This window comes from Nocardioides sp. Kera G14 (assembly GCF_020715565.1).
GTDB lineage: Bacteria > Actinomycetota > Actinomycetes > Propionibacteriales > Nocardioidaceae > Nocardioides.
This window is the reverse complement of the sequence record NZ_CP085839.1, coordinates 2885019-2897463: the sequence shown is the minus strand read 5'-3', so window position 1 is coordinate 2897463 and position 12445 is coordinate 2885019. Positions and strand designations below refer to the sequence as shown.

Annotated in this window: 11 protein-coding genes; 6 read left to right on the top strand and 5 right to left on the bottom strand. The window is 68.5% G+C overall.

Going from position 1 to position 12445, the window contains the following annotated elements; translation table 11 throughout:
• From LH076_RS14195 to LH076_RS14185, 3 genes are all read right to left on the bottom strand, one after another.
• The gene (locus LH076_RS14195; RefSeq protein WP_227781408.1) at positions 1–936 is read right to left on the bottom strand and encodes a DUF6230 family protein; all 936 of its coding nucleotides are present in this window, start codon (positions 934–936) and stop codon (positions 1–3) included.
• Between the two features lie 53 nt (positions 937–989).
• Positions 990–1505 (bottom strand): DUF6114 domain-containing protein, encoded by a 516-nt coding sequence (locus LH076_RS14190; protein ID WP_227781407.1) that lies wholly within the window; start codon positions 1503–1505, stop codon positions 990–992.
• 98 nt (positions 1506–1603) lie between these two features.
• Positions 1604–2221: a DUF6230 family protein gene (locus LH076_RS14185; protein WP_227781406.1), complete on the bottom strand. Its 618-nt coding sequence runs from the start codon at positions 2219–2221 to the stop codon at positions 1604–1606.
• A 261-nt stretch (positions 2222–2482) separates the two neighbouring features.
• Between LH076_RS14185 and lepB the strand changes: the two genes are divergently transcribed.
• The 5 genes from lepB to LH076_RS14160 all read left to right on the top strand — a co-directional run bounded on the left by lepB (position 2483) and on the right by LH076_RS14160 (position 7678).
• Positions 2483–3055, top strand: coding sequence for a signal peptidase I (gene lepB / locus LH076_RS14180; protein ID WP_265333823.1), 573 nt, complete (start codon positions 2483–2485; stop codon positions 3053–3055).
• 115 nt (positions 3056–3170) lie between these two features.
• On the top strand, positions 3171–4460 hold the full coding sequence (locus LH076_RS14175) for a TIGR03750 family conjugal transfer protein (protein WP_227781404.1): 1290 nt from the start codon (positions 3171–3173) through the stop codon (positions 4458–4460).
• Positions 4461–4564: 104 nt separating this feature from the next.
• Positions 4565–5374: an Abi-alpha family protein gene (locus LH076_RS14170; protein WP_227781403.1), complete on the top strand. Its 810-nt coding sequence runs from the start codon at positions 4565–4567 to the stop codon at positions 5372–5374.
• Between the two features lie 72 nt (positions 5375–5446).
• On the top strand, positions 5447–6760 hold the full coding sequence (locus tag LH076_RS14165) for a hypothetical protein (protein WP_227781402.1): 1314 nt from the start codon (positions 5447–5449) through the stop codon (positions 6758–6760).
• Positions 6761–6796: 36 nt separating this feature from the next.
• Complete coding sequence (locus tag LH076_RS14160) at positions 6797–7678, top strand: Abi-alpha family protein (RefSeq protein ID WP_227781401.1); 882 nt, start codon at positions 6797–6799, stop codon at positions 7676–7678.
• A gap of 21 nt (positions 7679–7699) precedes the next feature.
• On the opposite strand, the gene LH076_RS14155 is transcribed toward LH076_RS14160, so the two are convergent.
• Both LH076_RS14155 and LH076_RS14150 read right to left on the bottom strand, forming a co-directional pair.
• Positions 7700–8851, bottom strand: coding sequence for a CDP-glycerol glycerophosphotransferase family protein (locus LH076_RS14155; RefSeq protein ID WP_227781400.1), 1152 nt, complete (start codon positions 8849–8851; stop codon positions 7700–7702).
• Between the two features lie 50 nt (positions 8852–8901).
• Entirely contained in the window at positions 8902–9498 is a 597-nt protein-coding gene (locus tag LH076_RS14150) for a hypothetical protein (RefSeq protein WP_227781399.1), read from the bottom strand.
• A 194-nt stretch (positions 9499–9692) separates the two neighbouring features.
• Between LH076_RS14150 and clpB the strand changes: the two genes are divergently transcribed.
• Positions 9693–12317, top strand: coding sequence for an ATP-dependent chaperone ClpB (gene clpB / locus LH076_RS14145; protein WP_227781398.1), 2625 nt, complete (start codon positions 9693–9695; stop codon positions 12315–12317).
• Positions 12318–12445 lie beyond the last annotated feature (128 nt).

Below are 12445 nucleotides of genomic sequence, written 5' to 3'. Positions count from 1 at the left end.
CTAACCGCACGCGGACTGGGAGATACCGTCGGTCGATCCGAGCCCCCACGGCAGACCGACCACCGAGAGCTTCAGCTTCGGCAGCGTGATTGCGCCGGCGAGGTTGAGCCCGTACGTGTCGCCGTTGAGTCCGGCGACGTTGAGCTGTTGGGCGTAGAGGCCGAAGTTGCCGGCTGTCGGAGTCTGGCTGATGTCGACTCCGGCACTGGCCTCGACCGTGTCGGCGCTCTGGCCGAGATTGAGGCCGCTGATCAGGTTGCCGTAGCCGCTGAGGGCGTCGGCATTGATGTAGAGGTTGGTAGCGGTGATGGCGTTGGTCAGAGACGTGCCTGTCAGCGCGCCGGCCTTCTCATCGGGGCTGTCACCGACCGCGGTGCCTGCGTCGGAGCCGTCGGCGTCAATGGCACGGGTCGCGACGCCGTCGGGGACCGACGTCCCGCTGTACGTCGCCGGGATGGTGTCGCCGGCAGTGATCTTGAGGGCCAGCCCGCCGAGGATGTTGTCCTTGGCGATCGCGCACAGGCCCGCAAGTCGGGCGGACTTGATGCCCAGTTCGGCGACCCCCGCACCCGTGCCGTCCTGGCGTGTGGCACTGGTCAGGAAACCGGCCGCGGACTGGGCGTCGAGGTAGTTGGAGTAGAGCCGGAACTTGTTGTTGCCCGTGGTGAAGTTCACCGCGAGGACGTTCTGGCTCACCGCAGTGAACATGCCTGCCAGACCGAGGAGTCCGGCGACGACCGGAAGCAGGGCACGCTTGCGCGTGCCGCGGCGCCCGACGACCGAGAGGTCGAGCATCGTCTGGTGGCGCTCGGCGACGAGATCGCTGATCTCAGCCGCCTTGTCGCCGGCGCGGCCGATCAGAAGGTCGCGCAGGCCGGTGGCGAGTGAACCGCGTTGCGTCGAGCGTCGCTTGGCGGCGCCTCTGGTGCTCTTCATGGTGGTGCTCCCTCGAATGTGGAGCCTGACCCCCCGTCAGGCTCCGGTGGCGATCAGGCGACTGCGCGTCGCTGACCTCCGTCGCGCAACGCGGCCTTGACCGCCTTGCGCTGTGCCTTGCGCGCGTCCCGATCCGCAAACTTGGCGAGTTGCTTCGGTGAGAACGGCGCCCAGGCGAAGACCATGCCGGCACCGATGATCGACACGACGGTGCCGATGATCAGCCCCCCGAGGTTGGCCAGCGGCAGTGCCGCAACGGCCAGTGCCGTGGCCATGATCGCGGGGAAGTGGCGCTGCGACGGTAGGAACATGGCGACGCCGGCAGCCGCCAGGAGGCCGATGGTGATGAGCACCGGGACGATGCTGCGGACGCCGACGTTGGCATAGGCGGCGAAGCTGCTGCCGAAGACGGGGTTGCCGATCATGTAGGCGCCCCAAGCGAGCAGGATCGCGCCCCAGAACGGACGCGTGCGACGGAAGTGGGCGAAGCGCGCCCAGGCGCGTGACGTGAACGACTTCTTCGCGGGTGTCGCGGCGGAACTCTCGACCGAGTGGAGCATGTCAGTCATGGATGGGTCCTCAGAACGTGAAGGGTGGATGGTGTGGTGGGTGCCGAAGCGTCGAAGCGCCAAGGCACCCACCGGGTGCTCTCTGGAGAGCAGGACTGTCAGTCGGCGTGAACGCCGAGCGATAGGTTGTTCAGGCTCAGCGAGCCGAGTGTGATCGCGTACGCCGTCGAGTCGACGCCCGGGAGCACCTGCGAGCCGGCACCGCCGGACGCGGTGAGCGAGAAGGCGTCGGCCTTGTAACCGGTGTCCTCGTCCTGACCGTCAGTCGAGAAGCCCGCCTCGGACTGGGCCTGGCCCAGCTTCACGGTCGACAGCGTGGCGCCGTCGGTGTCGAGTGTTGCAGCGTTGAGCGCGACGTCGCCGAGGTCGATGTCGGTGTCGGTCGAGCCGATGCTCAGGTGGACGCTGAGGCCGGGGACGATCTGGACGGTGGGCGTCTGGACGTCGAGGCCGTCGGCATGCGAGCCAGCGGCCTCGGCGTAGATGGTCTCCTTGGCACTGTCGGCAGTGCCGACATCGGTTGCACCGGCGCGGACCTTGAGGCTCGACGCGGTGAGGTCGGTTTGCAGTTGGAACCCGTCCGTCGACGACAGCACCGCGCCCACCATGCCGGACATCACTGCGAAGCCCATGCCTGCTGAAGCCACGGCGGCGGGGATGGTGATGGCAGCGAAACGAGTAAGGCGGGTACGACCCTCGCCCTCGATCTTCTTCATTGAATTTGCTCCCTCGTAAGCGCCTCTCCCTCAAGAGGCGATCTAGTGCCACCCGCACAAACGACCGAAGTACGAGATACACGTGTGACGGGTAACACCGTGTCGCAGGTCACACGTTACCGTCAAGTAGCTAACGGCAAAGTCCTCAGACAGGGCGTTGGCCGGTCGACTGTTCGGTCCTCGCCCGGTCGCTACAGTTCCGGCGTGATCACGAGGCATCAACGCGGCTCGGCGGCCGGAATCGTCAGCGGAGTACTGGTTGTGCTTGTTCTCGTCGTCCTGCTTGTCGTCGTCATCGGACTGACGTTCTCTGTAACGGTCAGCGGAGACAGCATGCAGCCCACGCTGCACCCGAAGGATCGGCTCGAAGTCGACCTCCTGCACCGCAAGGATGTCGATCGTTTCGACCTCGTCGAAGCGGTCGAGCCGGGCGAGGCGAAGTTCGGCGGCGGAACCGACATCGTGAAGCGCGTGATCGGCCTGCCCGGCGACCAGGTGTCCATCCAGGGCGGGGCAAAGCCGCGGGTGCTGATCAAGCCGGCCCGGACCGACGAGGTCTTCGAGGTCAGCAACCCCACCTGGCCGTCGCAGATTGGCAGCAGCACCTCGTCGTGCTGCACCGCCACCGGTACGGCGTCGCCCGAGCGGGCATGGAAGACGGTGCCGCCGAACTCCTACTGGCTGCTCGGGGACAACTGGGGCGGCTCGACAGACTCGCGGGTCTTCGGGTTCGTCAAGGAGAGCGCGATCAAGGCCAAGCTCAGCTTCCGGATCCTGCCCAAGGACCGCTTCGGGAAGCTCACCACCGACGCGAAGCTGGTGCCGGCGCAGTAATGAGAAGGAACCCCTCGCGCAAGAAGTGACTTGCGAGTAACCTCCGACCCCGGAGTTAGCGTGTCACGCGTCACACCAACCGTGGGGCGGGGCGCAGGGGGAGAGAGCGTAGGCAATGGGGGAGTTCTTCTCCGACATCAACTGGGTGCACTTCTGGTCGGTCCCGATCTTCACCGCTGTCATCGGCTGGCTGATCAACTGGACCGGCCTGTGGATGCTCTTCCAGCCGATCCACCTGCACGGTTTCCGGATCAAGGGGCTCAAGGAGCTCGCCGGGTCGCTGCCCTACAAGATTCAGGAGATCCCCGGGATCCTGCACGGAACCCTCGGCTGGCAGGGGATCGTGCCAGCTCGCGCGGCGAAGATGGGCTCGATCGCGGTCGACCGCGCGCTCTCACAGATGGCCAGCGCGAAGGACTTCTACGACCACCTCGAGCCCGAGGTCATCGCCGCGCACATCGTCGACGTCTTCACGCCCGAGGTCCCGGCGCTCGTCGAGGAGATCATGTGGCGCGAGCACCCGCGGCTGTGGAAGGACCTGCCCCGCGGCGTACGGGCAACCATCATCGAGCGCGTCCAGGGCCAGCTCCCGACCATCGTCAAGCGGGTCACCGACGAGATCGGCGACCACATCGAGCAGATCCTCGACCCGAAGGTCATGGTCATCGACAACTTCGAGAGGCACCCCGAGATCGTGGTGCGGATCTTCAAGGACTTCGGTGCCCGCGAGCTGCGGATGATGATCATCTTCGGCTTCATCTTCGGCTTCGTGCTCGGCATCCCGGTCGCGTTCGTCGACCAGCTCTTCGGCCAGTGGTGGCTTCTCCCGCTGATGGGGATCGTCGTCGGATGGGCGACCAACAAGCTGGGCATGTGGTTGATCTTCGAGCCCGCAGACCCTTGGAAAATAGGGCCTTTCAAGATCCAGGCGCTCTTCGCGCGGCGCCAGTGGGAGGCCTCCGATGTCTATGGCAAGCACATCGCGATGGACGTCATCACCCTCGAGCGGATCGGCGACCACCTGCTCAACGGGCCGTCGGGCGACCGCACCCGGCAGATGCTGGCCGAGGCCCTCGCGCCCGCGATCGAGAAGGCGATCGGACCCGCCTCTGGTGCAGTCCGCGTCGCCGTCGGCGCGCGGAGGTTCGATGCCATCCGTACGTCGGTGGCGGAGACCGCCGTCGACTACACGCTGACCCCCTTCAAGGACGCGGCGTTCTCAGAGGCCCAGTCCCACAAGATCCGCAGCCTCATCGCCGAACGATGCCGTCAGCTTCCGGCTCCGGTGTTCGTCGAGATGATGCGGGCCGCGATCATCGAGGACGAGTGGCTCCTCTACGCGCACGGCGCGATCATGGGCTTCGTCGGTGGACTCGTCCACCTCTGGATCTTTGGAGTGGGATGAGCATCGCGAGCAATGCAAGGCCTGTTGTACGTCGACGACGCGGCCCTCTTCGCGGGGCACTCGCCAGTCTCCCCGGAGTCGCGCGGATCGGGGCCGAGACCATCGTGCACACCACGACCTGGTCCGCGACGCAGTACGCGAAGGGTGTCGTCCGGGTGGCCCGTTCGGTCGTGGACCCTGACGCAGCGGCGAGTCTCGCCGACGACCTCGCCATGGCGGCGGACTCGATGCTGGAGGTCACGCGGGTCGTGACACGGGGTGGTCCCTTGCTCAGCGCCGTGGGGAAGCTCGCCGTCCCGGCCCTCGAGTCGGTCCGGGACACGCTCGAGGCCAGTGGCACGCAGGGCAAGGAGAGCGAGGAGGAGCGACTGCGTCGCTCCGGCACCGAGCTGCTCCGCCGCAGCCGGGACGTGTGGAGTGACGAGGCGCGCCACCCGGCGTACGAGTCGATCCTGCGCGAGTTGGCACCCGACGAGGCGCGGATCCTGCTGTTGATGCTCAAGCAGGGCCCTCAGCCTTCGGTGGACGTCCGGGCCGCCGGCGTACGCGGCCGCATGCAGCCCGAGGTCGTCGCCCGAGGACTCACGATGATCGGCTCGTGGGCGAGCGTGCGCTTTCCCGAGTCGATCCCGTCGTACCTCAACAACCTCACCCGCCTGGGGTTGATCTGGCAGTCGCCCGAGCCGCTCAAGGACCTGCTCCGCTACCAGGTCGTCGAGGCCCAGCCCGACGTGCTCGAGGCCAAGCGCTCCGTGAGGCGTGCTGCGACGGTGCGCCGCTCGATCCACCTGACGCCGTTCGGCCAGGACTTCGCCCGGATCTGCTTCGCGACGGCGGAGGAGTCGGACGCCGACCTCTTCCCTGGCCACGCGGCTCCGCCCGAGGCGGCGACCATCGAACCCATGGACGACTGAGACTCCTGTCACAGTAACTTCGAAACGCTGTTAGGGTCCGGGCAGGGAGGGACGACCGAAAGGCTGTCTTGCGTGGACTGGCTCATCAACGAGCTGACGAAGTGGGCGGACCAGGTGCACTGGGTCGCCTTCGCGACGATCCCGCTCTTCACCGGCGTCATCGGCTGGCTGATCAACTGGTCGGGCCTGTGGATGCTCTTCAACCCGACGTATTTCAAGGGCGTCGCCGTGCCCGGCATGCGCGAGCTCGTCGGGCTGCTGCCGCGCAAGGTTCAGGAGGTGCCGGGCCTGCTCCAGGGCGGTCTCGGCTGGCAGGGCATCATCCCCGCGCGCGCGGCCAAGATGGGCTCGATCGCGGTCGACAAGGCGATCGCCAAGCTCGGCACGCCGTCGGACTTCTACCAACAGCTCGAGCCGGACAAGATCGCCGAGCACATCATCTCGACGTTCGGCCCGGAGGTTCCCGAGCTGGTCGACCAGGTGATGCGTCAGGAGCATCCCCGGCTGTGGCGGGACCTGCCGCCAGCAGTGCGTGCCGGCATCGTGGCCCGCGTCCAGGCCCAGCTGCCGGGGATCGTCTCCCATGTCACCGACGAGATCGGTGAGCACATCGATCAGCTGTTGGACCCCAAGTACATGGTGATCGAGCACTTCCGTACCCACCCGGCGCTCGTCGTGCGCATCTTCCGTGACTTCGGACAGCGCGAGCTCAACCTCATGGTCGCCTTCGGCTTCATCTTCGGCTTCCTGCTCGGCATCCCGGTCGCGATCGTCGACTCCGTCTTCCACCACTGGTGGGTGTTGCCGGTGCTCGGCGTGGTCGTCGGGTGGGTCACCAACGCGCTCGGCATGTGGCTCATCTTCGAGCCGCCCGCGCCGCGCCGTGTGCTCGGTGTGAAGGTGCAGGGTCTCTTCCCTCGGCGTCAGTCCGAGGCGGCCGAGGTCTACGCGCGGATCATCGCGGACGACGTCATCACGCTCGAGCGGATCGGTGACCACCTGCTCAACGGCCCGCGCGGCGATGCCACCCACAAGCTGCTCGGCGACGCGCTGCGCCCGGCGATCGACCAGGCGGCCGGGCCGATCCGCGGCGCCGTCCGGGTCGCCGTCGGGACCGAGCGGTTCGACTCGATCCGGGAGTCGGTCACGAAGCAGGCTGTCGGTCGCACGCTCGAGCCCTTCCAGGACCTCGCGTTCTCACGGAAGCAGGCCGAGCGGATCCAGGCGCTGGTCGCGGTGCGGACCCGCGAGCTCCACCCCGCCGAGTTCGTCGACATGATGCGCTCGGCGATCAAGGAGGACGAGTGGATGCTCTATGCGCACGGCGCCATCATGGGACTCGCAGGCGGCTTCCTGCACTACGTCATCTTCAGCTTCTTCGAGTGAGTCTTTGAGTGAGTCTTCGAGTGATCGCGAGCACCCATGTCTGACCTGACGCCCCGACGCTCCCGCCTCGGTGGTGGGCTCTCCGTTGTGCCCGGCCTGGCCCGGGTCGGTGCGGGTGCCTATGTCAACGCCCTCGGGTGGGGCGCGCGCACCGCGTTGCGCGGCGGAGCCCGCGTCGCTCGTGCCGCGACCGATCCGGTGGAGGCGGCCGAGCTCGTTCGCGGTGTGCTGCGTACCGCGGAGGTCCTGCGCGACACCGCCGTGGCCGTGGCCAACGGCGTGCCCGTGGGCACAGCGATCACGTCGGCGGGGGAGTCCTTGTCCGAGGCGGCTTCACCGGCCCCCGTCGTCGGGGAGATCACCGCTCGCTCCCTGCGTGAGCGCGGTGCGGACCTGCTCGAGCGCTCCCGTGACGTCTGGTCCACCGACGAGGGACACCCCGCCTTCGCGCGGATCCTGGAGGAGCTGGCGCCGGACGAGGCCCGGGTCCTGCTGTTGCTGCTCCGCGGCGGGCCGCAGCCGTCGGTCGACGTACGCACGGGCGGGCCGCTCGGTGTGATGTCGTCGCAGCTGATCGCACCGGGCCTGTCGATGATCGGCATGCGCGCGGGCGTGCGGCGTGCCGACCACGTGCCGTCCTACCTCAACAACCTCTTCCGCCTCGGCCTGATCTGGTTCAGCAAGGAGCCGATCGCCGACGCCGAGGACTACCAGGTCGTCGAGGCGCAGCCTGACGTCCTGGCGGCGCTCCACTCGGTGAAGTTCGCGAAGGTCGTACGTCGGTCCATCCACCTCACGCCCTTCGGTGAGGAGTTCTGCCGTGCCTGCCTGGTCTCCGAGCGCCAGGCCGCGACGGAGGAGTACCCCGAGCACGCCGACCCCGACGACGGCGACGCGACGGTGCCGCCCACGGTCTGACCGCGTCGCGGAGGTCAGCGGTCAGCGGGCGAGGGCCGTCGACTCCTGGTGCTGCTCGGCGCGGACGGCCTCGACGAGGTCGTCGATGATCCGTTCGCCTGTGCCGTGGACCTCCGATGCCTCCGGGAGAGCCGTGGCTGCCGGGCGGACCGAGTCGAGGAACGCCGTGAGCTCCGTCGGGCCCGTGGCCCTCGGAAGGTCGGCGGTGAAGCCCTCAGGATCGTTGATCAGGATGCCTCCGGGCGGGACGGTCAGCAGCGTCGGGCGGTTGAGGACGGCGTACTCGGCGACGAGGGAGCTGACGTCACTGATGAGGGCGTCGGCAGCAAGCATCGCGGGCGCGGGATCGGGTGACTCGTCGAGGACGACGTTGCCGAGGGTGCGGCAGAGCTCACGGAAGCGGGCGGCAGAGGCTGCGCCCTTCGGCGTGCTCTCGAGCTCCGGCATCAGTCGTGGGTGCGGCCGCACGATCAGGCCCTCCTGTGGCCAGCGCACCGCCCGCTCGAGCAGGAGGGGCGCGAACGTCGCGAAGGTGAAGGTTCCGTCCGCGTCCGGGAAGTGGGGGTTCCAGAGCGTGATGGTCCTGCGCCCGACCCGGCGGCGCAGGCGCTTGGCCTCCTGCTGTGCCGTGCGGCTGCTGAGCAGTCTCTCCTGCTTGGCGTAACCGAGGAACCGGATCCGCTGCCGTGCCTCGTCCGGCTCGTCGTCCGCGAGGGAGCGGAACATCTCGGCCTGCCCGGCGCTGGGAGCGTAGATCCGCCAGGCGGCGTGGTGGAACGGCAGGTCGAAGAGCATCCGCCTGATCTCCGGGCTGCCGTGCAGCGCGAGGGCGTACGGCGACAGCACCACGCGACTTCCCGCCGACACGAGCTCGTGACCCAAGCCGCCGGGCTCCATCCAGTCGCCGAGATAGGGGTCGTGGAAGACCAGCACGTCGAGCATGCCGATCTGCTCCCGCAGCCAGCCCTCATCCCGGAGCCTGACCGTGCCGAGGAGGCGGGCGATCGTCGCGCGCTCGTGCGACTGGAAGTACGACGGACTGTCGACGAGCACGACCTCGGCCTCGACGTCCACATGGGCCCGTGCCGCCTGCACGAGCGTCTCGAAGGCGCCCCACAACTGGACGCGGGTCAGGATGAAGGCGACCCGGACCGGTCGCTCGAGGGTGCTCACGCCGGGACCATCGGCCCGGCCACGTCCGTCCTGAGGACGGACGCCGGACGTTACTGGCCGAGCAGGCCGCCGATGACCGAACCCAGTAGGTCACCACTCTGGGATGCCGCTGCTGTCGGCGAGGATGAGCTGCTCGGAGTGGCAGCGGCGGAACCACTGGCTGTGGCGCTGGGCTTCGTCGTGGAGGGGGTGGTCACGTCGTCGGCCCGGTGCTTGGCCGGCGCCTTGTGTGAGGTGCGGGTCTCCGTGGCCTGGCCGGTTGCGCGATGCTTCGGTGCGGTGAGCGCCGCGGCGGTGTCCGCGATGGTCGGAGTCGCCTCGGTGGTCGTCGTCTGCGTGGTGGCCGACGGCGAAGCGTCGAACGCCGCCGGGCTGATCACGACGGCCTGCTGTGGAGCGCCCGGGGTGATCGTGGCAGCGGGGGTCGGCGTACCGCCGGCCTGGGGGTCCTGGGCGGCGTCCACGCCGACGCGTGCAGTGAGCGCGAGCGCACTGGTCGTCGCGCTCGCCGCCACCAGTACGCCGACGGGGATGACCCGCAGCACGCGCTGGCGCTCGAACGGCCACCGAGGCATGAACGCAGCGCGGCCGGCGCTGTGCTTGCCGGGCCGCGCGACCGCCTGCTCGGTGTGAATGACGTGGGACATCTCGGGACTCCTCGCACCAAGGTGGGATTGATCGGTCTAGACCACCTGAGCACAGTTTGCGTGCGGTGCCCAAATCCGCACAAGCGCCGGGATTGTTCAGAGTTGAGTGGAATGGACTCAACTTTGGATGTGTTCCATCCTGTGACCGGCGCACTTCCCACGCCGCCGGCCCGAGACAGGAGAGCATCACACCCATGAGTCAGTTCGGTCTGGACAAGTTCACCAACCGCAGCCGCGAGGCGATCGAGGCTGCCCAGCTCGCTGCGACGACGGCGGGCAACTCCACCATCGAGCCGATCCACCTGCTCGTCGCCCTCCTCCTCCAGGAGGACGGCACGGCGGCGTCGCTCGTCGCCAAGGCGGGCGTGGACCCGTCCGTGCTGGTCAAGGCCGCCGCCGCCGACCGCGACACCCTGACGAAGGTCTCCGGGGCCACCGCTCAGGCGCCCTCCGCCTCCGGTGCGCTGACCCGGGTGCTGGCCTCGTCGATCGAGCTCGCCGGCTCGATGAAGGACGAGTTCGTCACGACCGAGCACCTGCTCATCGCGCTGGCCACGATCGAGTCGAGCGCCCGCAAGGTGCTCAACTCGGAGGGGCTCACGCACGACAACCTCACCATCGCGCTCACCCAGACCCGCGGCAACCGCCGCGTCACCTCTGCGGACGCCGAGTCGAGCTTCGAGGCCCTCGAGAAGTACGCCGTCGACCTCACCGAGCGCGCGGAGGAGGGCCGGCTCGACCCGGTCATCGGCCGCGACGCCGAGATCCGCCGCGTGATCCAAGTGCTGTCGCGGCGGACCAAGAACAACCCCGTCCTCATCGGGGACCCCGGTGTCGGCAAGACGGCCGTCGTCGAGGGCCTCGCCCAGCGCATCGTCGACGGCGACGTGCCCGACTCCCTGAAGGGCCGGCGCGTGCTGGCCCTGGACCTCATGAGCATGGTCGCCGGCGCGAAGTACCGCGGCGAGTTCGAGGAGCGGCTCAAGGCCGTCCTCGACGAGATCAAGGGCGCCGAGGGCCAGGTCATCACCTTCATCGACGAGCTCCACACCGTCGTCGGCGCAGGCGCCGGCGGCGACTCCCAGATGGACGCCGGCAACATGCTCAAGCCGATGCTGGCCCGCGGCGAGCTGCACATGATCGGTGCGACCACGCTGGACGAGTACAGGGAGTCGATCGAGAAGGACCCTGCGCTCGAGCGCCGCTTCCAGCAGGTCTTCGTCGGTGAGCCGTCCGTCGAGGACACGATCCAGATCCTGCGCGGCATCCAGGAGAAGTACGAGGCACACCACGGCGTGCGGATCACCGACGCCGCGCTGATCGCCGCCGCCTCCCTCTCCGACCGCTACATCACCGGACGCCAGCTGCCGGACAAGGCGATCGACCTCATCGACGAGGCCGCCTCGCGCCTCCGCATGGAGATCGAGAGCTCTCCGGAGGAGATCGACCAGCTCCGCCGTGCCGTCGACCGGCTCAAGATGGAGCAGTTCGCGCTCGAGCGTGAGTCGGACGAGGCCTCGGTCGAGCGGCTCGCCGCGCTGCGCGAGGACCTCGCCAACAAGGAGGAGGAGCTCCGCGGGCTCGAGGCCCGCTGGGAGGCCGAGAAGGCCTCGCTCGAGGGCGAGGGCGAGCTGCGCAAGCAGATCGACGCCCTGCGCGTCGACCTCGACCGCCTCACCCGCGAGTCCATGCTCGCCCCCGAGGGTGAGGAGAAGTGGGCGCTGCTCAACCGGCGCTACGAGACCGAGACGCAGATCAAGGGTCTCGAGGCGCGCATCGAGGCGGCCAAGTCCACTGACTCCGAGCTCCCTGCGGGCGAGAAGCTCGTCGGCGAGGAGGTCGGCCCCGAGCAGATCGCCGAGGTCGTCGAGGCCTGGACCGGCATCCCGACGGGCCGGATGCTCGAGGGCGAGACCGCCAAGCTCCTGCGCATGGAGGACGTCATCGGGGAGCGCCTCATCGGGCAGTCGTCGGCGGTGAAGGCAGTGGCGGACGCCGTACGTCGCTCGCGGGCCGGCATCTCCGACCCGAACCGGCCGACGGGATCCTTCCTCTTCCTCGGCCCCACCGGTACCGGTAAGACCGAGCTCGCCAAGTCGCTCGCCGACTTCCTCTTCGACGACGAGCGGGCGATCGTCCGGATCGACATGTCGGAGTACTCGGAGAAGCACAGCGTCGCCCGTCTCGTCGGTGCCCCTCCCGGCTACGTCGGCTACGACGAGGGTGGCCAGCTCACCGAGGCCGTACGCCGACGCCCGTACTCCGTCGTGCTCCTCGACGAGGTCGAGAAGGCGCACCCCGAGGTCTTCGACATCCTGCTGCAGGTGCTCGACGACGGCCGGCTCACTGACGGTCAGGGCCGCACGGTGGACTTCCGGAACACGATCCTGATCCTCACGTCCAACCTCGGCTCGCAGTTCCTCATCGACCCGCTGCTCGAGGAGACCGTGAAGCACGAGTCCGTCATGGCGGCGGTGCGGGCGAACTTCAAGCCGGAGTTCCTCAACCGGCTCGACGAGATCGTCATGTTCGACGCCCTCTCGAAGGACGAGCTCACCCGGATCGTCGACATCCAGCTCGCGGCGCTCGAGCGTCGGCTCTCGGCCCGCCGGATCTCGATCACCGTCACGCCCGCCGCCAAGACCTGGCTCGCGGAGACGGGCTACGACCCGGCGTACGGCGCCCGCCCGCTGCGCCGCCTGATCCAGTCCGCCATCGGCGACCCGCTCGCCCGGCTGCTGATCGGTGGCGACGTCAAGGACGGCGAGAGCGTCACCGTCGACGCCGGCGCGGACGGCCTCGTCCTGACGACATCCTGACGACCTGACGCCGCTGGACCACAAGAACCCCACCGAGGTGGGGTTCTTGTGCCTTCCGGGTGCGGTCGGACCGCAATCTGCCCACCTGGGTGGGGAAGTGGTCGGCCTGTGGATTGGCTCCGGCGGCG